Source organism: Methylorubrum subtropicum, from assembly GCF_038442325.1.
In the GTDB taxonomy this organism is placed as follows: Bacteria; Pseudomonadota; Alphaproteobacteria; order Rhizobiales; family Beijerinckiaceae; genus Methylobacterium; species Methylobacterium subtropicum.
The window spans coordinates 129,007-149,979 of the sequence record NZ_JBBXMW010000011.1; the positions used below are offsets into that span (position 1 = coordinate 129,007).

The window sequence follows — 20,973 nt, forward strand, 5'->3', positions numbered from 1 at the left end:
GGCCGGCATGACGGGCGGGCTGGAGGCGGCGCTCGCCGCCCTGTCCACGGTCGAGACCCTGGAGGTCTTCGGGCGGGTCACGGCGATTCGCGGGCTCTTGGTCGAGGTCGCAGGACCCGTGGCCGCCATGCGGCTCGGCGGGCGGCTCGACGTGGTGGTGGAGGCGAGCGGCGCCGGCAGCGTCCCCTGCGAAGTGATCGGATTCTCCGGCGACCGGGCGCTCGCCATGCCGTTCGGCTCGCTGGAGGGCGTGCGCCGCGGCTGCCCGGTGCTGGTGCGCGACGAGGCGGCGGGCGCGGTGCGCCCCTCGCAGGGCTGGCTCGGCCGCACGGTCGATGCGCTCGGCCGCCCCATCGACGGGCTCGGGGCCCTGCCGCAGGGGCCGGCGATCTATCCGCTGCGCGCCGACCCGCCGCCCGCCCACGGGCGCCGCCGCGTCGGGCCGCCGCTCGATCTCGGGGTTCGCTGCATCAACACCTTCCTGACCATGTGCCGCGGCCAGCGCATGGGCATCTTCGCCGGCTCCGGCGTCGGCAAGTCGGTGCTGCTCTCGATGCTCGCCCGCTACACCGCCGCGGACGTCGCCGTGATCGGCCTCGTCGGCGAGCGCGGGCGCGAGGTGCAGGAGTTCTTGCAGGACGATCTCGGGGCCGCCGGCCTCGCCCGCTCCGTCGTGGTGGTGGCGACCTCCGACGAGCCGGTGCTGATGCGCCGCAACGCGGCCTACGTGACGCTGGCGGTCGCCGAGTACTTTCGCGATCAGGGCGCGCAGGTGCTGTGCATGATCGATTCGATCACCCGCTTCGCCATGGCGCAGCGCGACATCGGGCTCGCCGGCGGCGAGCCGCCGACCGCCAAGGGCTACACCCCCACCGTCTTCTCCGAACTGCCGCGCCTGCTCGAGCGCGCCGGCCCCGGCACCGGGGAGGGGGCGATCTCCGGCCTGTTCACGGTGCTGGTCGAGGGCGACGATCACAACGAGCCGGTGGCGGACGCCGTGCGCGGCATCCTCGACGGGCACATCGTCATGGAGCGGCGCATCGCCGAGACGGGGCGCTATCCGGCGATCAACGTGCTGCGCTCGGTCTCGCGCACCATGCCGCGGGCCTGCGACCCGGCCCACCTCCCCACCGTCCGCCGGGCCCGCAAGGTGCTCGCGACCTACGCCGACATGGAGGAACTGATCCGGCTCGGCGCCTACCGGGCGGGCTCGTCCCCGGAAATCGACGAAGCGGTCGCGCTCATGCCGGATCTGACGGCTTTTCTGGGGCAGGGTAAGGAAGAAGCAACCTCCATCGGCGAGGGTTACGCACGGCTGGCCGCCATCGTGGGCGGCGGGTGAGGCGGCATCGCGTCGGGGGTCGGACCCACAAGGTCCGGCGAACGCGTCCGGCCCTTTCGCCAGCGTAGCGTAGGAGTGGATGGCCCGACATGAAATCGCGTGACACGCTGATCCGGCTGCGGCGGTTCCAGGTGGACGAGAAGCGCCGCCGGGTGGCGCAGATCGAGATGATGATGGCCGACTTCAACCGGATGGCGTCCGAGTTGGAGCGCGAGGTCGCCCAGGAAGAGGCCCGCGCCGGCATCTCCGATCCGGCCCACTTCGCCTACCCGACCTACGCCCGCGCCGCGACCACGCGCCGGGACAACATGCGCCAGTCGGCCGCCGCCCTGGAGGGCCAGCTCGCCGAGGCCAAGGCCGAACTCGGCGAGGCCTTCGAGGAACTGAAGAAGGTCGAGATCCTGGAGGACCGCGAGCGCTCCGCCGAGCGCGCCGCGGAAGCCGCCCGCGAACAGGCCGAGATGGACGCGATCGGGCTCCGCGCGCGGGCCTGATTCTTTTCGGAGTTACAGGGTGCTTTTTTGAATCGTCGGGCCGCTTGGGCGGCTCGGCGATTTTTTTGCGTCGCGGCTGACGAACAACCGCCCTCATACCGATTCCGGACGAGCGCCTCGGTCACCGCTCCACCCCTTCATCGCGAGGCGGAGCCGAAGCGATCCAGGGCGCGCGTTAGCCGGAGAAGGCGAGACCGCGCCGACGATACGGTCGGGCGCGCGACCCACCCTGACGATGCGGAGCACTGGATTGCGTCAGTTTCGCCTTGCAATGACGGCGTGAGGCGGGACCGACTTGATCGAGTGAAAGCCGTATCAGGCGCGAAGCCGTGGTCGATTTCTGCGTGAACTCGGCATGAAACCGTCACGATCGGCGGGCAAGAGCGCGCCGCATCGAGCCGGTCGTTCCAGTGCCGATTGCCGATGCCGCTTGCGATGCACGCGGCCCTGGCGCAGGAGGGACCGGTCCCGAGGGAGGCGGCCGGTATCCATGAAGAAAGTCAGCGAAATCTTTTGGGGCCTGGTCGGCCTCGTGGCTGTGGCGGCCTCCTGCTACCTGCTCTGGGGCAAGCTGAAGGACCAGTCCTGGGCGGACATCGAAGCCGCCTTCCTGGCGATCCCGCCGCACCACGTCCTCTTCGCCGCCCTCTCGACTCTCGTCGCCTACGCGGCGCTCGCTTGGTACGACCGGATCGCGCTGCTGCATCTGGGCGTGCGCGGCATCTCGTGGATGTTCGTTTCCGTCTGCTCCTTCACCACCTACGCGCTCTCGCACAACATCGGCGCCTCGGTGTTCTCCGGCGCGCTGGTGCGCTACCGGGCCTACACCGCCAAGGGGCTATCGGCGGCGCAGGTCGCGGTGCTCGTGGCGCTCTGCTCCTTCACCTTCGGCCTCGGTACGATCCTGCTCGGCGGCTTCGTGCTGGTCTACGATCCGGGCCTGCTGGCCCGGCTCGACAGCCTGCTGCCCGCCGCACTCACCAATCCGCACACCGCCCGGCTCGTCGGCTTCGCGCTGCTGGCGTTCGTGGCGCTCTACGTGCTCGGCTCGGTGCTGCGCTTCCGCCCGCTGACGATCCGCACGTTCAAGGTCGAGTATCCCCGGCCGCAGATCATGGTGCGCCAGCTCATCGCGGCGCCGCTGGAACTGCTGGGCGCCGCCGGCATCATCTACTTCGCGCTCCCCGACAGCCTGAACCCCGGCTTCATCGCCGTGCTCGGCATCTTCCTCGCCTCGTTCTCGGTGGCGCTCGCCTCGCACGCCCCCGGCGGTCTCGGCGTGTTCGAACTGGTGTTCTTCACCGCCATGCAGCTCCAGACCGACGCCGAGAAGGCGCCGGTGCTGGCGGCCCTGTTGATCTTCCGCCTGTTCTACCTGCTGATCCCGTTCGCCATCGCCATCGTCGTGGTGGTGCTGTTCGAGCGCTCGCGCCTGTCGAAGGCGTTGCACAAGGCCGATGCCAACCCGCCCGAGCCCCCGCTCGTGGCCCCGGGCCTCGACAACCACGTCATCGAGAAGCGCCTGGAGAAGAAGGCGGTTTGAGCTTTCTTGCTGGCCTCAGTCGCCGGCGCCCGCCTCCGCGGGCTTGGCTTCCGCTCCGCTCGACGCCTCGGCAGAAGCCGAGGCCCGCTGCGCGCGGCGCTCTTCGCGCCGCGAAGCCGCTGACGCGGCTTCGGGCCATGCGCGGCAAGCGAATCTGCGGACCGTTTCCCGCAGGATGACCGCGCGTTCGTAAACGATTAACTGCGGCGATCGTGGACGGTGGGACGGGCGCCCTTGCCCGGCCTTCACGAACGGTTAAGCTTGCAGTGTGGGCGCCCGTCCCGCGCTCGGATCATCGAACATCATGGCTTCCATCAAGGTGCGGGTTTCCGAAGACGGAACCTGCTCGATCTGCCGCAACGGCACGATCCTCCGCTCAGGCCTCACGCGCCATCAGGCCGACCAGCTGGTCGCGGTGCTCCGCGCCATCGAAGGCCACGACTGAGGTTTTTCGGGCGCTCGGCTCCGTGCGACCCTCCCACCCAACCCCCTCATCCTGAGGTGCCGCGAAGCGGCCTCGAAGGAGGGCTCCAGCGGATCGAGCGATCCCTGGAGCCCTCCTTCGAGGGCGACGCTTCGCGCCGCCACCTCGGGATGAGGGCGGTGGGTGGGAGGCGCCGTGAGGCGTGAAGGCGGCTCTCTTCCGACTCACACCGAACCGACCGTCCGCAGCCGCGCGCGCGGATGGATCTCCGCCTGGCTCATCACCGGCGTCTCGCGTCGAAAACGCTCGATGATCGAGCGCACGAAGGGCCGCGCCTGCACCGAGGTCACCAGCACCGGCATCTCGCCCATGCGGGCGGCCTGCTCGAAGCGGTCGCGGACCGTGTTGACGAACTCCGTGAGCCGGGAGGGCTGCATCGCGAGGTAGCGTTCCTCGCGCTCGCCGACGATCGATTCGAGGAAGGCCTGCTCCCAGGCGGGCGACAGGGTGATGATCGGCAGCGTGCCGTCCGGGCCCTGGTACTGCGCGCAGATCTGGCGGCCCAGCCGGGCGCGGACATGCTCGACGATGTCGCGCGGGTTCTTCACGTGGCCCGCCACCTCGGCGATGCCCTCGACGATCGCGCCGAGGTCGCGCACCGAGACCCGCTCGGCCAGCAGCAATTGCAGCACCCGCTGGATGCCGGTGGTGGCGATCTGCGTCGGCACCACCTCCTTCAGGAGTTCGGTGTGCTCCTTGGGCAGCTCGCGCAGCAGCTTCTGCACCTCGACGTGGTTCAGCAGCTCCGAGACATGCGCCTTGATTACCTCGGTGAGGTGGGTCGAGATGACGGTGGCGGCATCGACCACGGTGTAGCCCTTGAGCTGGGCCTGATCGCGGAGCGAGGCGTCGACCCAGGTGGCGGGCAGGCCGAAGGTCGGCTCCATCAGGTGCAGGCCGGGCAGCTGCACCTGTCCGCCCATCGGGTCCATCGCCATGAACTGGCCGGGGAACACTTGGCCCGTGCCGGCCTCGATCTCCTTGACCCGCACCGTGTAGGTGTTGGCGTCGAGGCTGACGTTGTCGAGGATGCGCACCGACGGCATGACGATGCCGAGCTCCGCCGCGAGCTGGCGGCGCAGGGCCTTGATCTGGTCGGTGAGCCGGTCCTGGCCCTCGCCGTTGACGAGCGCGAGCAGGGCGTAGCCCATCTCCAGCTTCAGGTCGTCGAGCTTGAGGAGGTCCGTGACCGTCTCCTCCGCCGGCGCGGCCCCGGGTGCGGCGGGCGTGCCGTCGGCGTTGACGACGACGGGGGGCGCCTCGCGTTGCGTCTTGGCGATGCGCCACGCGGCGTAGCCCGCGGCCGCACCCAGCCCGAGGAAGGGCAGCATCGGCATGCCCGGCAGGAGCGCGATCAGCCCCATCACGCCCGCCGACATGCCGAGCGCCTTGGGGTAGTTCGCCATCTGCTTACCGAGGGCCTTGTCGGCCGAGCCCTTCACGCCCGCTTTCGAGACGAGGATGCCGGCCGCCGTCGAGACGATCAGCGCGGGCACCTGCGAGGCCAGCCCGTCGCCGATGGTCAGCAGCGTGTAGGTCCTGGCGGCCTCGGAGAAGCCGAGCCCCTGCTGGGCGACGCCGATGATGATGCCGCCGACGATGTTGATGCCGGTGATGAGCAGTGCGGCCACCGCGTCGCCGCGCACGAACTTCGAGGCGCCGTCCATGGCGCCGAAGAACGAGGACTCTTCTTCCAGCGCCGAGCGGCGGGCCTTGGCGACCTTCTCGTCGATGAGGCCGGCCGAGAGGTCGGCGTCGATCGCCATCTGCTTGCCGGGCATGGCGTCGAGGGTGAAGCGGGCGGCCACTTCCGCGATGCGGCCCGAGCCCTTGGTGATGACGACGAAGTTCACGATGATCAGGATCGCGAACACGATGATCCCGATGACGAAGTTGCCGCCCATCACGAAGTGGCCGAAGGCCTCGATGACGTGACCGGCCGCCGCCGTGCCCTCGTGGCCGTGGCCGAGGATGAGCCGGGTCGAGGCGAGGTTGAGCGCCAGCCGCAGCAGGGTCGCGACGAGCAAGAGCGTCGGGAAGACGGTGAATTCGAGCGGGTTGTCGATGAACAGACCCGTCATCATGATCAGCACCGAGAGGATGATCGAGACGGCGAGCAAGAGGTCGAGCAGGATCGCGGGCAGCGGGAAGATCAGCACCACGAGGATGCCCATCACCGCGGTGGCGAAGAACAGGTCGGTGCGCTTCGACAGCGCCTGGAGGCTGGCGCGGTTCGGCACGAAGGCGGAGAAGGCGCTCAAACCTCCCGCCGGGGCGGCGCCCGCCGACTCGCTCATCTCGACACGATTCCCGCACGGGCCGACGCGCCCACCCGGCAGGATTTGCCGGGTGCAGGGTTAGCGCGGAGTTAACAGCCGGCCCGGAGCGGAACCAAGCGGAAAGCCTCGGGCTTGGTGAGGCAGGTCGCCCGAACGCGTAAGAGGAATACCGCCATGGCAGGACGCGCCGTCACCGCGCTGTTCGACAGCCACGAGGACGCCGCCCGCGTCGTCGATCGGATCGAGGCCGAGGGCGTGCCGCATGCCGAGATCGGCATCGTCTCGCTGAAGAACGACGGGCCGCTGCCGCCCACCACCGCCGAGCCCGGCCCGGCGCGCTCCGGCGAGGCCGAGGCCGCCGATGGGGCCGGCGCGGGCGCCACGGTGGGCACCGTGCTCGGCGGAGGCGCCGGCCTGCTCGCCGGGCTCGGGCTGATCGCGATCCCCGGCATCGGGCCGCTGGTCGCGGCGGGCTGGCTGATCACGGCCTTGTCGGGGGCGGGTGTCGGCGCCGCCGCGGGCGGGCTGATCGGCGCGCTCACCGGCGCGGGCCTCAGCGGGACCGATGCCGAGACCTATGCCGAGGGGGTGCGCCGGGGCGGCACCCTGGTGACGGTGCGGGCCGACGGGGAACTGGCCGAGCGGGTGGTGGCGCTGATGCGCCGCGGCGGCGCGGTCGATCTCGACGAGCGGGCGGAGGGCTGGCGGGCGCAAGGCTGGACCGGCGGCCCCGCGGCGCCGGTCGCGACCGCCACGCCCGCGCCCGTTCCGGAGCCGGCGCTCGCGCCCGATCGCCCGAGCCCGGCCGACCCCACCGCCGCGCCCCCGACCCGGCGCCCGCCCGGCGAGATCGTCTAAAGTTTTAGCTGAACACGTACTTGCGGATCACCACCGAGAGGCCGAACAGCGCCATCGCCATGAGCGCGGAGATGCTCGACCACAGGGCCCGCTTCGGCTCGGTCGAGGAAACCGGAGGGCTCGGCTCGACCACGGGGGTGAAGAACTCGACCTGACGGGCCGCCAGGATGCGGGCGGACTCGTGGGCGGCGAGCACGCGGCCGTAATACTCCTCCGCGTCCTTGCGCTGGTTGTCGTAGGCCTCGAACTGGCCGAGCAGGTCCGCCAGCACCTTCTTCTGGTTCGGGTCGGTGCTCGCCGTCTGGCGCTCGATCTTCTCGATGTTGTCGTCGAGGTCGCGGATCTGGGTCTTGAGATCGCGGATCGGGCGGGTGTCCGGGGCGAGGTCGCGCAGGCCCAGGGTGAGCTGCACCGCCAGATCGATGCGCTGCTTGCGCAGCTCGGAGACCATCAGCAGGTTGCTGTTGTTGGTCGCGGTCGCGTCGAGGACGCCGCCGGCGTTGCGCAGCTCGCGCACCGCCAAGCGGGTCTTGATCATGCGCTCCTCGGCCCGCGCCAGCTCGCGGGTGGTCTCGCTGACCGCCGCCTGCCGGGCCTTGAGGCTCAGCTCGTTCATCTTCCGCTCGCTCTCGGCGATCAGAGCCTGGGCGATCCTGTAGGAATCCTCCGGATCGAACGCCGAGACCGAGAGCGTGACGATGCCCGAGTGGTTGTCCACCGAGGTGACGACCCGCTTGGTCCAGTAGCGCAGGAAGCGCTCGATCGGGGCGTTCTGGGGCCCGCGGGAGAACGTGTCGATGCTGTCGCGGGTGAACATCTCCCGCACCGGCATCTGCTTTTCCAGGGTCTCGATCATCTGGCGGCTTTCGATGTAGTTCGCCGTGATGATGGTGTCTTGGATGATCATCTGCTTGGGCAGACTGGAATCGTTGCCGGTCTTTTCGGAATCGACCTTGTCGACGTTGCCGAGCGCCGGCCGCAGGGCGAACCGGGCCTCGGTCACGTAGCGGTCCGAGGCGACGAAGTAGAAGTAGCCGACCATCGTCAGGGTCGGCAGTATGAACACCAGCACGAACAGCAGCGGGATCACCGGATCGCGCTTCACGTGGGTCCGGTAGGCGCGGATGCCCTTCTTGCGGTCGGTGTGGCGGGCGATGCGGGCGAAGCGCTTGAGCGATTCGCTGACCGCCGTCGAGCGCTCGCCGGTCGTCAGGGGCGCACCGGCCGGATTGGTGATTTCGGTGCTCATGCGCCCTCGATTGCGCCCTCGTTCGGGTTGGCGACGGTATCGCCGCGTGCGGTCTGGCGCGGGCTCGCGGCGAAACCGTGTCCGGGATCAGCCGTTCAGGCGGCGATAGGCCAGGATCGCGTCGTCGACCTTGTCGTAGACCACCGCCTGGCCGTTCACGAGGATGATGGCCTGGCTGCAATATTGCCGGATCATCTCCATCGAGTGCGAGATCAGCACCACGTTGGCGGTCTCGCGGCGCTTGTCGAAGATCTCCTTGCAGCGCCGCTGCAGGCGCGCGTCGCCGACCGAGAGCGTCTCGTCGATGAGGTAGGTGTCGAACGGAATCGCCATGCTGACGCCGAAGGCGAGCCGCGAGCCCATGCCGGAGGAGTAGGTGTTGACCGGCATGTTGATGTAGTTGCCGAGTTCGGCGAAGTCCTCGACGAATTCGAGCACCTTGCGCGGGTCCTCCCCGTGGATGCGCGAGACGAAGATGACGTTGTCGCGGCCGGTCATCCTCGGGTTGAAGCCGCCCGAGAAGCCGATCGGCCAGGAGACGCGCTGTCCGCGCCGGGTGATGCGCCCGCGGCTCGGCTCCTCGACGCCCGCGAGCAGGCGCAGGGTGGTCGACTTGCCCGCGCCGTTGATCCCCATGACGCCGTAATTGATGTCCGGCCTCAGGGTGAAGTTCACCCGGTCGAGGATGACGCGGCGCCTGCCGTAGACGGAATAGAACTTGGAGACGTTGTCGAAGCGGATCACGGTAGCCAGACCCCGCCGGTCGTAGGAGGGCCGAAAAGCCCGAAGAAAGCGGCGAATCTGAGGATGCCGCTCATCCTCACCCGACCCCTCGCCGGAACCGCGCCGCGGTCGCGAGCAGGCGGTAGAGCACGAGCGCGTTGAGGGCGTGCCAAAGGAAGTGCGTCCCGAGCGGCAGCGCGGCGCAGGCCCGCGCATCGACCGTGCGGAAGGCCAGCGACACGAGGAACACGCCCCCCGTCGCCAGGATCGCGCGGCCGGCCCATGGTGCCCGCCCCAGCAGCGCGAGGCCGACGCCGAACAGGGCCAGCACCGCGGGCGCGTAATCGACCGAGCCGTTGGTGAGCGCCGCGACATCCCGGCCCGTCAGCGCGTCGAGGGCCGGCGACAGCCCGAAGCCGAGACCCGCGAAGGCCAGCGTGCCGAGCACCGCCGCCCGGATCGGCAGGCCGAAGAAGCGGGCGAGCGCCAGCCCGAAATAGCCGTGGATGAACAGGGCGATCGGGATCACGTCGGCGAGCATCGACCAGCGGTTGGCCAGCGTGTGGAACAGGAACGAGCCGATCCCGACCACGGCCACCACGCCCGCGAGCGCCAGCACCGGTCGGTCGCCCCGTGCCCGCAGGGCCGCCATGAGCGCCGCGACGAGGAAGGCGGCGTTGGTCGCGGCATTGACCGGCTCGGACCAGAACGCCGCGTCGGTGCGCTCGCAATAGGCCCGCACCGGCTCGAACCAGGAGGAATTGATCATCTCGTTTTTTGGCCTCAAGCGCCGGCGGTCGCGTCCGCGACCTTAGGCTTTTCGCTCCGCTAGATGTCTCGGCCGTGCCGAGGCCGCTGCGCGGGCGCTCTTCGCGCCCGGTGATACGGGGCTGCCGCACGATTCGATGGGTCGGCCGTCTCTGCTGTTGCCAGCGTCGGCGTTTGCCATCCATCGCCTTGCCAGGGGCCCGCGAAGGCCCGATGACGATGGCGTCGGTCGCGCCGTTCGCGCTTTGGGGCCCCATGCGGATCACCACCTGGAACGTCAACTCGATCAAGCAGCGGGTCGGGCATCTGCTCGGCTTCCTCGACGAGGCGCGGCCCGACGTGGTCTGCCTGCAGGAGCTGAAATGCCAGGACGCGGCCTTCCCCCGCACCGAGATCGAGGCGGCGGGCTATGCCGTCGAGACGCTGGGGCAGAAGGCCTATAACGGCGTCGCCCTGCTGGTGCGCCAGCCTTTGACCTACACGCAGCTCCTGCGCGGCCTGCCGGGCGACGCCGAGGACGAGCAGGCCCGCTACATCGAGGCACTGATCCACGGCGAGGGCGTCGCGCCGGTGCGGGTCGCCTCGATCTACCTGCCGAACGGCAACCCGGCGCCGGGGCCGAAATACGACTACAAGCTCGCCTTCATGGATCGCCTGCGCCGCCACGCCCGCGCCCTCATGGCGACCGAGGACGCCCTGGTGCTGGCGGGCGACTACAACGTCATCCCCGAACCCGAGGACGCCGCCGACCCGGCCGCCTGGACCCAGGACGCCCTGTTCCTGCCCGAGACCCGCAGGGCCTTCCGGGCGCTCCTGGCGGAGGGTTTTACGGAAGCCCTTCGCGCCTGCGACCCGAGCCCCGGCCTCTACACCTTCTGGGACTATCAGGCCGGCTGCTGGCCGCGGAACCAAGGCATCCGCATCGACCATCTGCTGCTCTCGCCGCAGGCCGCCGACCGCCTCGTCTCGGCCTCGGTCCAGCGCCACCTGCGCGGCCTCGAAAAGCCCTCCGACCACGTGCCGGTGACGGTGGAGCTGAGCGACGGCTGATCCCCGTAATCCCCGTCGCGGGACAGGCGGACGGCACCGCCCTTAAAGGTCGATTCACGCAGAACCGTTCTACTCAGCCCCAGTAGCGTTCCGCGTAAACGAAGTGCCATGCCCGCATCGGTCTCCGCCGTGCCGGACCTGTCCGGTCTCATCGAGCTCTCGCGCGATCCCGCGCTCGATCTCAAGCCCGTGATCCTGCGGGTGCAGACCGATATGTTCGTCGCCGCGCCCAACCGCGACCGGGCGATGATCCACGCCTTCGAGTCGCTCGCCGCGGGCCTGATCCCGACGGTGGACGAGGCGACCGCTTCCATCGTCGCGGACAAGCTCGGCGGCTGCCCCGATCTCCCGGAGGCGGTGCGCGCCGCGCTGATCGCCCGCGGCCTCGACGTCGCCCCGCCGCGCCCGGCCCAGGATCAGGCGGAGGCCGACCGGGCGCTCGCCGAGAATCCCGGCGTGCTGATCGGCCTGCGCGCCCTGGAACGGCTGCTCGCCCGCGCTCGCCGCGACGCCGACCTCGCCCGCACCCTGCTCGCCCGCCTCGACATCCCCGCCGCCGACCTCGCCCCGCTCTGGCTGCACGCCGACGCCGGGACGCGCCGCGCGATCACCGAGGCGGTGGAGGCCACCGCGGCCCTGCGCCCGTGCCCCGCCGCGCCCCGCGCGCTCGCCTCGACCCTGGTCGAGCGCTCGCATGCCCGCGACGTGCCGGGCTTCCTCGCGACGCTAGGCGAGGGCCTCGGCCTGCCGCAGGACTACCTCTCCGCCGCCCCCGATCCGGCCTCCCGCTACGACCTGCTGACGCTGGCGCTGCGCGCCGCGGATCTCCGCGAGGGCGAGGCGGTGTTCATCTTCCTCACCCTCAACGACACCGTGGCGCGCTCGGTCGACCGGGTTTTTTCGCTCGTCACGTTGTTCCGCGAGACCGGCCGGGCTGCCGCCCGCGACCTGCTGGTCGCCATCCTCGGCGCCCCCGTGCTGGAGCGGTCCGGCACCGCCGAGCACCGGCCGTTCCACGGCCCGGAAGCCGCCAAGCCCCGCGCCGCCGCCGCATCCATCCGCCCGGCGCTGCCCTCGCGCCTGCGCCGCACGAACTGACGCGCAAAAAACTACTCGGCCAGCGGGAGCGCGTGGCGGTCCCCCGCGTCGTCGATCTCGACGATCCAGAGATCGGAATCGAACCGCATCTCGCGCGTCAGCTGCTCCTCGACCTCGTAGGACGGCACGGCCGCCATCACCCGGCTGAAGCGGCGCTCGCCGTCGTCCTCCGCCATGAGGGATTGAGGCGCCGGGCCGAACAGGTCGGCGCTGCCGTCGAGCCGGTCCACCTTCACGAAGATCGCCCCGGCCTCCGCCGCACCGCGCCGCCGCAGCACGGCCGGCACGCCCGCGTCGTTGAGGCGGCGCAGATGGGCCGAGACCCAGAAATCGGAGCGCAGGCGCGTCATGGCGCCGTGATAGGCGCCTGCGTCCGCGGCGTCACCCGTCGGCGATGCGCTCAGGCTCCGTGCCGCGCGTCGAACTCCGCCGCGAAGCGCGCGCCCGGCCGGTCCATGCAGCGATCCACCCAGGCATCGATCGCCGGCACGCCGGGCTTGCCGAACCACGCATAGGGCGAGTGCAGCAGCAGGTCGGCGGCGGTGTAGTGCTCGCCGAGCAGATACGGCCGGTCCGCGAGCGCCGCGGCGAGCCGCGCCTTGAGGTCGTCGCCGGTGCGGAACGTCTTGGCGAGGCCCGGATGGTCGAGGCCGAGCGCCTGCAAGGTCAGCACCGGCTCGACCACGCCGGCATACCACGCGAACCAACTGAGGTAGGCGCCCCGCTGCGGATCGCCGACCGGCACGCTCAGACCCGCATCGGGAAACAGCTCGGCGAGATGCTGGACGATGGCGCTCGATTCCCACACCAGCACGCCGTCGTGGTCGAGCACCGGCACCTTGCCGTCGGGATGGGGATTGCGCGGATCGCGCCCGCCGCTGCCGTCCATCCGGGGAATGGTCACGATTTCGATGCCGACGTGATCAAGCGCGTCGAGGTCCTTGAGCAGCGCGACGATGCGGGTCGAGCGGCTCCGGGGCGAGTGGAAGAACGTGATCATTGGCGGGCTCCTGCTGGTGGGTGGGCGAGGAACGGTGTAGCTCACCCCACCTGTCAGTTTCCGTCAGCAGCCCGATGGCCCGCACCGACCGGCTCTTCCGCCTGCTCCACGCGCTGCGCGTCCTGCCCGCGCCCGTCACCGCGGCGCGGCTCGCCGAGGAGACCGGCGTGTCGCCACACTCGCTCTATCGCGACATCGACGCGCTGCGGGCCGCCGGCGCCCGGATCGAGGGCGAGCGCGGCTACGGTTATCGCCTGATCGAGGATGTGGCCCTGCCGCCGCAGACGTTCGAGCGCATCGAGATCGAGGCGCTGGTACTCGGCATGTCCGAGGTGCGCCAGATGGGCGACCCGGCGCTCGCCCAGGCCGCGGCCTCGGTGCTCGCCAAGGTCGCCGCGACCCTGCCCGACCGGGCCGAGCAGCACCTGCTCCACGCGGTCTCCCAGGCCCGCCGCTTCGAGGCGCGTTTTTCGGCGATTCCCGACATGGAGACGATCCGAGCCGGCTGCTGGCGCGAGGAGGCGCTGGCGATCCGCTACGCCGACAAGGACGGCGCGGAGACGGAGCGCACGATCCTGCCGCTCTCCATCGTCTATCTCGACAACAAGATGACCCTGCTGGCGTGGTGCTGCCTGCGCGACGCTTTCCGCATGTTCCGCCTCGACCGCTTGAGCGCGGTGGCCGCGACGGGCACGAGCTTCCGGCCGCGGCGGGCAGCCCTGCTGCGGGACTATCTCGCCGAACTCCGCGGCGGTCCGGCTGCGCAGGATACCCATAGGTGACTCATGAGGCGCCGGCCCGTATGAGGGCCGGATGCGGCCGCGCTCGTTCGAGCCGGCCTCCCGACGCGTCTTGATTCCCGAGCCTATCCGATGAGCGGCGTCAACGAGATCCGATCGACCTTCCTGGACTACTTCCGGGATGCCGGGCACGCGGTGGTGCCGTCGTCCTCGCTCGTGCCGAAGAACGACCCGACCCTGATGTTCACGAACGCCGGCATGGTGCAGTTCAAGAACGTCTTCACCGGTGTCGAGAAGCGCCCCTACGTGAAGGCGACCTCGTCGCAGAAATGCGTCCGGGCCGGCGGCAAGCACAACGATCTCGACAACGTCGGCTACACCGCCCGGCATCACACCTTCTTCGAGATGCTCGGCAACTTCTCGTTCGGCGACTACTTCAAGGCCGACGCGATCGAGCTGGCGTGGACGCTCATCACCAAGGAGTTCGGCCTCTCGCCGGAGAAGCTCCTCGTCACGGTCTACGCCGCCGACGACGAGGCGGCGGGCCTGTGGAAGAAGATCGCGGGCTTCTCGGATGAAAAGATCATCCGCATCGGCACCTCGGACAATTTCTGGCAGATGGGCGACACCGGCCCCTGCGGCCCGTGCTCCGAGATCTTCATCGACCAGGGCCCGGCGCTCGCGGGTGGCCCGCCCGGCTCGCCGGACGAGGACGGCGACCGCTTCCTCGAATTCTGGAACCTCGTGTTCATGCAATACGAGCAGATCGAGCCGGGGTTACGCAACCCGCTGCCGCGGCCCTCGATCGACACCGGCATGGGCCTGGAGCGCATGGCCGCGATCCTCCAGGGGATGCATTCGAACTACGACACCGACCTGTTCCGCGCGCTGATCGATGCGGTGGCGCATGCCGTGTCGAAGGCGCCCGAGCCCGCGACGCGCGCCTCCTACCGCGTCATCGCCGACCACCTGCGCTCGACCTCGTTCCTCATCGCCGACGGCGTGCTGCCCTCGAACGAGGGCCGCGGCTACGTCCTGCGCCGGATCATGCGCCGCGCCATGCGCCATCTCGAACTGCTCGGCGCCCGCGAGCCGGTGATGTACCGCCTCGTCCCCACGCTGGTGCGCGAGATGGGGCAGGCCTTCCCCGAGCTAACCCGCAGCGAGGCGCTGATCTCGGAGACCCTGCGGCTGGAAGAAGGCCGGTTCCGCAAGACCCTGGAGCGGGGCCTCGCCATTCTCGATGCCGAGACCCGCGATCTCGGCCAGGGGCAGAACCTCTCGGGCGAGACCGCCTTCACCCTCTACGACACCTACGGCTTCCCCCTCGACCTGACCCAGGACGCGCTGAAGGCCCGCGGCATCGGCGTCGACACGGAGGCGTTCACGGCCGCGATGCAGCGCCAGAAGCAGGCCGCGCGCGCCGCGTGGCAGGGCTCGGGCGAGGCCGCGACCGAGACGGTCTGGTTCGGCATCAAGGAGCGCACCGGCGCCACCGAGTTTTTGGGGTATGATTCCGAGGTGGCCGAGGCCGTCGTTAGCGCGGTCCTGCGCGAGGGCGCCGAGGTCGAGGCGCTGGGGGCGGGCGAGTCCGGCCTCGTCGTCGTCAACCAGACGCCGTTCTACGGCGAGTCCGGCGGCCAAGTGGGTGACACCGGCACGATTTCGGGCCCCGGTTTAAAAGCGCGGGTGACCGGAACTGACAAAAAACTCGGCGACCTGTTCGTCCACCACGTCACCGTGGACGAGGGCACGCTGGCGATGGGCGCCGCCGTCGAGCTGAAGGTAGACCACGCCCGCCGCGCCGCGATCCGCGCCAATCACTCCGCGACCCACCTGCTGCACGAGGCCCTGCGGCAGGTCCTCGGCGACCACGTCGCGCAAAAAGGTTCGCTCGTCGCCCCCGAGCGCCTGCGCTTCGACATCAGCCATCCCAAGCCCATCGACGAGGCCGAGCTGACCCGCGTGGAGGAGATCGCCAACGCGGTGCTGCTCCAGAACGCCCCGGTCGTCACCAAGCTGATGGCGGTGGACGAGGCGATCGAATCCGGCGCGCGCGCGCTGTTCGGCGAGAAGTACGGCGACGAGGTCCGCGTCGTCTCCATGGGCCGGCCCGTGGACGACGACGGCATCGAGGTCGAAGGCGGGCGGTTGCCCAACTTCTCGATCGAACTCTGCGGCGGCACCCACGTGTCGCATCTCGGCCAGATCGGCCAGATCACCGTGCTCGGCGAGAGCGCGGTCGGCGCGGGCGTGCGCCGCATCGAGGCGATGACGGGCAACGCGGCCCGCCGCCACCGGCAGGCCGAGAGCCGCACGCTGAGCCAGCTCGCCGGCCTGATCAAGGCCCCGGTCGCCGACGTGCCGGACCGCCTCGCCACGCTGATCGAGGAGCGCCGCCGCCTGGAGAAGGAACTGGCGGATGCGCGGAAAAAAATCGCCATGGGCGGTGCGGCCGGCGGGGGCGACGAGGCCCGCGAGGTCAACGGTGTGAAGCTGATGGCGCGCGTGGTCGAGGGCGTCGAGATGCGCGACCTCAAGGGGCTCGCTGACGAGGGCAAGACCCGGTTGGGCTCCGGGATCGTGGCCATCGTCGGCGTCGCGCCCGACGGCAAGGCCGGCCTCGTCGTCGGCGTCACCGAGGACCTGACCGGGCGCTACGACGCGGTCGGCCTCGTGCGCGTGGGCGCGGGCCATCTCGGCGGCAAGGGCGGCGGCGGACGCCGCGACATGGCCCAGGCCGGCGGCCCCGACGGCAAGGGCGCGGACGCGGCGCTCGCCGCCATCGCCGAGGCCCTGGCCGCGGCGTAAGTCACGGGTTCCCAAAGGACGAGTCCTTTGGCGGGGCGCCGGGGCAGAGCCCCGGCTTCCCTCCAAGACCAGGGCTCTGCCCTGGACCCGCGAAAGGACTTGTCCTTTCGAAACCTGGAACATGGGCGGCGGTCGCGGCTTTCCCGGCGGCTACGGCGTGTCTGTTGCATCGCCGTGCCTTCGCGTCTCGAGAACCCCGCCCCGATGAAACTCTTCCGCTGCCAGTCCTGCGACAACATCCTGTATTTCGAGAACCGCACCTGCCAGCGCTGCGGCCACCGGCTCGGCTACCTGCCGCAGACCGGGACGCTCTCGGCGCTGGAGCCCGCGGGCGCCAACAACGCCTGGACGCCGCTGGCGCTGCCTGAAAGCCAGAGCTTCCTCTGCACCAACGCGGCGCACGACACCTGCAACTGGATGGTGCCGCCGGGCTCGACCGACGCGTTCTGCCTCGCCTGCCGCCACAACGGCACGGTGCCGGATGTGTCCGACCCGAAGAACCTGCATCACTGGCAGGAGATGGAACTGGCCAAGCACCGGCTGTTCTACACGCTGCTGCGCTGGAACCTGCCGCTGAAGACCCGCGCCGAGGACCCGGAGCACGGCCTGATCTTCAACTTCCTCGCCGACCCGCCCGCCGCGGACGGCCCCAAGGTGATGACCGGCCACGAGAACGGCGTCATCACCATCGCGCTGGTCGAGGCCGACCCGGCCGAGCGCGAGAAGCGCCGCACCGGCATGGGCGAGCCCTACCGGACCCTGCTCGGCCATTTCCGCCACGAGGTCGGGCACCATTACTGGGACATCCTCGTGCGGGATGCGGGCAAGCTCGAACCCTGCCGGGCGATGTTCGGCGACGATTCGCAGGATTACGGCGAGGCGCTGAAGCGCCACTACGACCAGGGCCCGCCCGCCGACTGGCAGGAGAACTTCGTCTCGGCCTACGCCACGACCCATCCGTGGGAGGACTTCGCCGAGACCTGGGCCCACTACCTGCACATCGTCGACACCCTGGAGATGGCTGCAGCCTTCGGCCTTCAGGTGAAGCCCGACGTCGACCGCTCCGGCGAGATCTCCGCGCAGATCACCTTCGACCCCTACACGGCGCAGACCATCCAGCAGATCGTGGATGCGTGGCTGCCGCTGGTCTTCGCGCTCAACAGCATGAACCGCGCGATGGGCGAGGGCGACCTCTACCCCTTCGTCCTCGCCCCGCCGGTGGTGCGCAAGCTCGGCTTCATCCACGACCTCGTCCACGGCCGGGTCTGAGCGGGCCCAGTCAGGGGTTCCCAAAGGGCGAGCCCTTTGGCGGGGCACCGGGGCAGAGCCCCGGTTTCCCTCCAAGACCAGGGCTCCGCCCTGGACCCGCGAAAGGACTTGTCCTTTCGAAACCTGGGTTTCAGCAGGCGAGGGCTTCTCCGAACAGCACGTCGGCGATGCGGGTGGGCTCGACCGGCTTCTCGCAATGGATCGCGTCGCGCAGGCGCTCGGGGATCACCGTGCTCTCGTAGCCGGTGGCGAACACGAACGGCACGCCGCGCTGCCGCAGCGCGTCGGCTACCGGGTAGACCATCGTCTGGCGCAGGTTGATGTCGAGCACCGCCCCGTCGATCCGCGGTGCGTCGGACAGGATCGCCAGCGCGTCCTCGACGCTGCCGACGGGGCCGATCACCTGCGCGCCGTTCTCCTCGAACACGCGGCGCAGGTCGTCGGCGATGAAGTACTCGTCCTCGACGACGAGCACGGTGCGCCCTTCCAGCAAGCGGGATCGGGTCATCGTTCGGCTCCCTGACAGGCGTTCCGACACCGACGCGCGGGGCGCCGGGATCGGACAGCAGTCAGGGAAGAACCCCGTGAACGGTAACGAGTTCGTGAACGGCCGTCCGGAGGGGCGTTAGAACAGCCCGCCGCCGCCCGACATGCGGCCGACGCCCTGCTTGGCCATGGCGTTGTTCGGGTCGAGGCGCGCGGCCTGCTGGTAGCTCTCGGCGGCTTCCTTGCGGCGGTTGGTCTTCTCGTAGGCAAGCCCACGATAGGCCCAGGACGCGGAGTCCTTCGAATTGACGTTGAGCGCCGCGTTGAAGTCCTCGATCGCCTTGTCGTACTGGTTCTGCGCGATCAGGCTCTGGCCGCGGGCAGCGTAGGGCGCGGCGACGAACGGGTTGCGGTCGATGGCGGCGGCGAAGTCGCCGATCGCGTCCGGGTGGTTCCCCTGCTTCTGCCGCACGAGGCCGCGGGCGTGGTAGGCTTCGGCCGATTCCGGTGCGAGGCGGATCGCGACGTTGAGGTCGTTGAGCGCGCCGTCGAGGTCGCCCTGCGCCCGCTCCAGATTCGCCCGGCCGATATAGGCGGCGGAGAAGTTCGGATCGTTGGCGATGGCTTTCGAGAAGTCCTGCATCGCCGCGTCGGCCCGGCCGGTCTGGCGGTAGGCCAGCGCGCGGTTGTTGAAGGCCGAGGCCGAGGACGGATCGAGCTGGATCGACTTCGAGAAGTCGCCGATCGCGTCGCCGAACTGGCCCGAGCGGGCATAGGCCGCCCCGCGGGTGTTGTAGGCGCCGGCATCCGACGGGTTGCGGGCGATCACGTCCGACAGCGAGGCGATGTTGACATTGGTGGCCCCCGTCGTGTCCGTCTCCATCACGGCGAACTGGCGCGGCGCGGAGGTGGCGGTGCCGTAGGTCTCGCAGCCGGCGAGCGCCGCGGCCGTCAGTGCGACGGCGCCGACCAGCCTCGCCTTCGGTCCCTGCAGCGTCATCCCGATCATCTTCGATTCTCCCCCGCGTCGCGTCCGCGGATGCCGGTCCCGGCGGACCTGGGTTCCCTCGTCGCGCACGCTGCCGCAACAGAGTGAATGGGCGCTTAAGGTCCGCTGAAAACGGCGCCCCGTCCCGCTGCTCAAGCGGCGCGATGTGGCGAAGGTGTGGCCCCCGTCCCGGCACCCCCCTCGGGAGACGCGGGGGGCCTCAGACTTTCGTCGGCTGTTGCCGATGCGCGACAGGATTTACGGTTAAGCTTCAACGCTCGGGCGGCGCAACGGCGCGCCTGCGGGGGGAACGTCATGGGCTCGCAATATCCCCTGTCGGGGCTCCGCATCCTCGTCGTCGAGGACGAGTACTTCACCGCGCAGGACACGCGGCGGATCATCGAGCGGGCCGGCGGCGCCGTGGTCGGGCCGTTCGGGGAGGTGCCCGAGGTGATGGCCGAGGGCCTGGACCAGCCGCTCGACGCCGCGGTGGTCGATATCGGCCTGCGCGGGCAGACCTCGTATCGCCTCGCCGACGCGCTGGAGGCCCGCGGCGTGCCCTACCTCTTCGCCACCGCCCACGATTCGAACGTCGTGCCGGAGCGGTTCTCGGGCGTGCCGCTGCTGCAGAAACCCTTCGGCGATCCCGAACTCGTCCGGCTGGTCGCCGGGCTCAAGGGGCCGGCTTCGGGATCAGCCGGGTGACGTGACCCATCTTGCGGCCGGGCCGGGCCTCGGCCTTGCCGTAGAGGTGGAGATGGGTGCTGCCCTCCGCGAGCAATGCGTGCCAGCGCTCCGACGCGTCGCCGATCAGGTTCTCCATCTCGACGCTCATGCCGCCGGTGCGGGCGGTACTGCCCAGCGGCCAGCCGCAGACGGCGCGCACCGTCTGGGCGAATTGCGAGGTCAGCGCGCCTTCCGTGGTCCAGTGCCCGGAATTGTGCACCCGCGGGGCGATCTCGTTGACGACGAGGCGGGCGGGGCCGGCCTCCGCCTCCACCTCGAACAGCTCGACCGCGAGCACGCCGACATAGTCGAGCGCCTCGGCGATCGCGCGGGCGATCCTTTCGGCCGCTGCGGCGGTCGCCGGATCGAGGCCGGAGGCCGGCACGCGGGTGAAGGCCAGGATGTGGTCGCGGTGCTCGTTCTCGCAGGGCTCGTAGGCCGCGAACGCCCCGTCCGGCCCGCGGGCGGCCACCACCGAGATTTCGCGCAGGAAAGGCACGAAGCCTTCGAGGATGCAGGGCGCCCCGTCGAAGCCCGCCAGGATCGCCACCGCGTCGTCGCCCTCGCGGATGGTGCGCTGACCCTTGCCGTCGTAGCCGAACCGGCGCGTCTTCAGGATCGCCGGGCGACCGAGCTCTTCGAGAGCCGTCTCAAGCTCCTCCGCCGTCCCGACCTCCCGGTAGGGCGCGGTCGGGATGCCGAGGCCATTCACAAAGTCCTTCTCGACCAGCCGGTCCTGCGTGGTCAGCAGGGCGTGCGCGCTCGGGCGCACGGTGGCGTGTTCGGCCAGGATCGCGGCGGTGGCGTGGGGGATGTTCTCGAACTCGTAGGTGACCACGTCGCAGGCATCCGCGAAGGCCGCGAGCGCGGCCTCGTCCTCGTAGGCTGCGACCGTGTGGGCGGCGGCGACGTCGAAGGCCGGGCTGTCGGCGTCGGGGGCGTAGACGTGGACCTTGAGGCCGTAATTCGCCGCCGCGAGCGCGATCATGCGGCCGAGCTGGCCGCCGCCGACGATGCCGAGGGTGGCGCCGGGCCGGATGGGCGGGGAAGGGGTCATCGAGTTCT

General features: G+C 70.2%; 20 protein-coding genes. 11 read left to right on the forward strand and 9 right to left on the reverse strand.

The features are described from left to right. The first annotated feature begins 7 nt into the window (after window positions 1–7). The 4 genes from fliI to AAHG03_RS16500 all read left to right on the forward strand — a co-directional run bounded on the left by fliI (window position 8) and on the right by AAHG03_RS16500 (window position 3,824). A complete protein-coding gene (gene fliI / locus AAHG03_RS16485; RefSeq protein WP_342151773.1) occupies window positions 8–1,342 on the forward strand; it encodes a flagellar protein export ATPase FliI in 1,335 nt (444 codons plus the stop codon). An 89-nt stretch (window positions 1,343–1,431) separates the two neighbouring features. After that, the gene (gene fliJ / locus AAHG03_RS16490) at window positions 1,432–1,836 is read left to right on the forward strand and encodes a flagellar export protein FliJ (protein WP_056242087.1); all 405 of its coding nucleotides are present in this window, start codon (window positions 1,432–1,434) and stop codon (window positions 1,834–1,836) included. Between the two features lie 490 nt (window positions 1,837–2,326). Beyond that, window positions 2,327–3,379, forward strand: a complete 1,053-nt coding sequence (locus AAHG03_RS16495) for a lysylphosphatidylglycerol synthase domain-containing protein (protein ID WP_342151774.1) — start codon at window positions 2,327–2,329, stop codon at window positions 3,377–3,379. Window positions 3,380–3,683: 304 nt separating this feature from the next. Beyond that, window positions 3,684–3,824, forward strand: coding sequence for a hypothetical protein (locus AAHG03_RS16500; protein WP_342151775.1), 141 nt, complete (start codon window positions 3,684–3,686; stop codon window positions 3,822–3,824). Window positions 3,825–4,027: 203 nt separating this feature from the next. Here AAHG03_RS16500 and flhA read toward each other — a convergent pair whose 3' ends face one another. Continuing rightward, window positions 4,028–6,160, reverse strand: coding sequence for a flagellar biosynthesis protein FlhA (flhA, locus tag AAHG03_RS16505; protein WP_342151776.1), 2,133 nt, complete (start codon window positions 6,158–6,160; stop codon window positions 4,028–4,030). A gap of 156 nt (window positions 6,161–6,316) precedes the next feature. Between flhA and AAHG03_RS16510 the strand changes: the two genes are divergently transcribed. Next, a complete protein-coding gene (locus tag AAHG03_RS16510) occupies window positions 6,317–7,000 on the forward strand; it encodes a hypothetical protein (protein WP_342151777.1) in 684 nt (227 codons plus the stop codon). Between the two features lie 4 nt (window positions 7,001–7,004). On the opposite strand, the gene AAHG03_RS16515 is transcribed toward AAHG03_RS16510, so the two are convergent. From AAHG03_RS16515 to AAHG03_RS16525, 3 genes are all read right to left on the reverse strand, one after another. Then, complete coding sequence (locus AAHG03_RS16515) at window positions 7,005–8,249, reverse strand: capsule biosynthesis protein (RefSeq protein ID WP_342151778.1); 1,245 nt, start codon at window positions 8,247–8,249, stop codon at window positions 7,005–7,007. Between the two features lie 87 nt (window positions 8,250–8,336). Then, window positions 8,337–8,993, reverse strand: coding sequence for an ABC transporter ATP-binding protein (locus AAHG03_RS16520; RefSeq protein WP_342151779.1), 657 nt, complete (start codon window positions 8,991–8,993; stop codon window positions 8,337–8,339). A 76-nt stretch (window positions 8,994–9,069) separates the two neighbouring features. Continuing rightward, complete coding sequence (locus AAHG03_RS16525) at window positions 9,070–9,738, reverse strand: hypothetical protein (RefSeq protein ID WP_342151851.1); 669 nt, start codon at window positions 9,736–9,738, stop codon at window positions 9,070–9,072. 257 nt (window positions 9,739–9,995) lie between these two features. Here AAHG03_RS16525 and xth point away from each other — a divergent pair, with 257 nt between their 5' ends. After that, window positions 9,996–10,790 carry an exodeoxyribonuclease III gene (xth, locus tag AAHG03_RS16530; RefSeq protein ID WP_342151853.1) on the forward strand — a complete coding sequence of 265 codons (795 nt, stop codon included), beginning with the start codon at window positions 9,996–9,998 and terminating at the stop codon, window positions 10,788–10,790. 108 nt (window positions 10,791–10,898) lie between these two features. Continuing rightward, window positions 10,899–11,888 (forward strand): hypothetical protein, encoded by a 990-nt coding sequence (locus AAHG03_RS16535; protein ID WP_342151780.1) that lies wholly within the window; start codon window positions 10,899–10,901, stop codon window positions 11,886–11,888. Window positions 11,889–11,899: 11 nt separating this feature from the next. Here the strand turns inward: AAHG03_RS16535 and AAHG03_RS16540 are convergent, their stop codons facing one another. Together AAHG03_RS16540 and AAHG03_RS16545 are read right to left on the reverse strand one after the other, a co-directional pair. After that, a complete protein-coding gene (locus AAHG03_RS16540; RefSeq protein ID WP_342151781.1) occupies window positions 11,900–12,238 on the reverse strand; it encodes a DUF1491 family protein in 339 nt (112 codons plus the stop codon). A 50-nt stretch (window positions 12,239–12,288) separates the two neighbouring features. Continuing rightward, window positions 12,289–12,888, reverse strand: a complete 600-nt coding sequence (locus AAHG03_RS16545) for a glutathione S-transferase family protein (RefSeq protein WP_342151782.1) — start codon at window positions 12,886–12,888, stop codon at window positions 12,289–12,291. A gap of 74 nt (window positions 12,889–12,962) precedes the next feature. Between AAHG03_RS16545 and AAHG03_RS16550 the strand changes: the two genes are divergently transcribed. The 3 genes from AAHG03_RS16550 to AAHG03_RS16560 all read left to right on the forward strand — a co-directional run bounded on the left by AAHG03_RS16550 (window position 12,963) and on the right by AAHG03_RS16560 (window position 17,708). Then, window positions 12,963–13,670, forward strand: a complete 708-nt coding sequence (locus AAHG03_RS16550) for a helix-turn-helix transcriptional regulator (RefSeq protein ID WP_342151783.1) — start codon at window positions 12,963–12,965, stop codon at window positions 13,668–13,670. 90 nt (window positions 13,671–13,760) lie between these two features. Continuing rightward, entirely contained in the window at window positions 13,761–16,439 is a 2,679-nt protein-coding gene (alaS, locus tag AAHG03_RS16555) for an alanine--tRNA ligase (protein ID WP_342151784.1), read from the forward strand. A gap of 204 nt (window positions 16,440–16,643) precedes the next feature. Next, window positions 16,644–17,708 (forward strand): zinc-binding metallopeptidase family protein, encoded by a 1,065-nt coding sequence (locus AAHG03_RS16560; protein WP_342151786.1) that lies wholly within the window; start codon window positions 16,644–16,646, stop codon window positions 17,706–17,708. A 130-nt stretch (window positions 17,709–17,838) separates the two neighbouring features. Here AAHG03_RS16560 and AAHG03_RS16565 read toward each other — a convergent pair whose 3' ends face one another. Continuing rightward, window positions 17,839–18,216 carry a response regulator gene (locus AAHG03_RS16565; RefSeq protein ID WP_342151788.1) on the reverse strand — a complete coding sequence of 126 codons (378 nt, stop codon included), beginning with the start codon at window positions 18,214–18,216 and terminating at the stop codon, window positions 17,839–17,841. A gap of 117 nt (window positions 18,217–18,333) precedes the next feature. After that, a complete protein-coding gene (locus AAHG03_RS16570) occupies window positions 18,334–19,203 on the reverse strand; it encodes a tetratricopeptide repeat protein (protein WP_342151789.1) in 870 nt (289 codons plus the stop codon). A gap of 294 nt (window positions 19,204–19,497) precedes the next feature. Between AAHG03_RS16570 and AAHG03_RS16575 the strand changes: the two genes are divergently transcribed. Beyond that, window positions 19,498–19,887: a response regulator gene (locus AAHG03_RS16575; RefSeq protein WP_342151791.1), complete on the forward strand. Its 390-nt coding sequence runs from the start codon at window positions 19,498–19,500 to the stop codon at window positions 19,885–19,887. On the opposite strand, the gene AAHG03_RS16580 is transcribed toward AAHG03_RS16575, so the two are convergent. Next, the gene (locus AAHG03_RS16580; protein ID WP_342151793.1) at window positions 19,856–20,965 is read right to left on the reverse strand and encodes a 5-(carboxyamino)imidazole ribonucleotide synthase; all 1,110 of its coding nucleotides are present in this window, start codon (window positions 20,963–20,965) and stop codon (window positions 19,856–19,858) included. The two genes, AAHG03_RS16575 and AAHG03_RS16580, sit on opposite strands and share 32 nt — an antisense overlap. Between the last annotated feature and the right edge of the window lie 8 nt (window positions 20,966–20,973).

Coding starts and splice junctions, on each gene's coding strand:
- AAHG03_RS16510 (WP_342151777.1), top strand. CDS start 6,317: ATGGCAGGACGCGCCGTCACCGCGCTGTTCGACAGCCACGAGGACGCC.
- fliJ (WP_056242087.1), top strand. CDS start 1,432: ATGAAATCGCGTGACACGCTGATCCGGCTGCGGCGGTTCCAGGTGGAC.
- AAHG03_RS16495 (WP_342151774.1), top strand. CDS start 2,327: ATGAAGAAAGTCAGCGAAATCTTTTGGGGCCTGGTCGGCCTCGTGGCT.
- AAHG03_RS16500 (WP_342151775.1), top strand. CDS start 3,684: ATGGCTTCCATCAAGGTGCGGGTTTCCGAAGACGGAACCTGCTCGATC.
- AAHG03_RS16545 (WP_342151782.1), bottom strand. CDS start 12,888: ATGATCACGTTCTTCCACTCGCCCCGGAGCCGCTCGACCCGCATCGTC.
- AAHG03_RS16580 (WP_342151793.1), bottom strand. CDS start 20,965: ATGACCCCTTCCCCGCCCATCCGGCCCGGCGCCACCCTCGGCATCGTC.
- AAHG03_RS16575 (WP_342151791.1), top strand. CDS start 19,498: ATGGGCTCGCAATATCCCCTGTCGGGGCTCCGCATCCTCGTCGTCGAG.
- xth (WP_342151853.1), top strand. CDS start 9,996: ATGCGGATCACCACCTGGAACGTCAACTCGATCAAGCAGCGGGTCGGG.
- flhA (WP_342151776.1), bottom strand. CDS start 6,160: ATGAGCGAGTCGGCGGGCGCCGCCCCGGCGGGAGGTTTGAGCGCCTTC.
- AAHG03_RS16515 (WP_342151778.1), bottom strand. CDS start 8,249: ATGAGCACCGAAATCACCAATCCGGCCGGTGCGCCCCTGACGACCGGC.
- AAHG03_RS16565 (WP_342151788.1), bottom strand. CDS start 18,216: ATGACCCGATCCCGCTTGCTGGAAGGGCGCACCGTGCTCGTCGTCGAG.
- AAHG03_RS16570 (WP_342151789.1), bottom strand. CDS start 19,203: ATGATCGGGATGACGCTGCAGGGACCGAAGGCGAGGCTGGTCGGCGCC.
- alaS (WP_342151784.1), top strand. CDS start 13,761: ATGAGCGGCGTCAACGAGATCCGATCGACCTTCCTGGACTACTTCCGG.
- fliI (WP_342151773.1), top strand. CDS start 8: ATGACGGGCGGGCTGGAGGCGGCGCTCGCCGCCCTGTCCACGGTCGAG.
- AAHG03_RS16540 (WP_342151781.1), bottom strand. CDS start 12,238: ATGACGCGCCTGCGCTCCGATTTCTGGGTCTCGGCCCATCTGCGCCGC.
- AAHG03_RS16560 (WP_342151786.1), top strand. CDS start 16,644: ATGAAACTCTTCCGCTGCCAGTCCTGCGACAACATCCTGTATTTCGAG.
- AAHG03_RS16535 (WP_342151780.1), top strand. CDS start 10,899: ATGCCCGCATCGGTCTCCGCCGTGCCGGACCTGTCCGGTCTCATCGAG.
- AAHG03_RS16550 (WP_342151783.1), top strand. CDS start 12,963: ATGGCCCGCACCGACCGGCTCTTCCGCCTGCTCCACGCGCTGCGCGTC.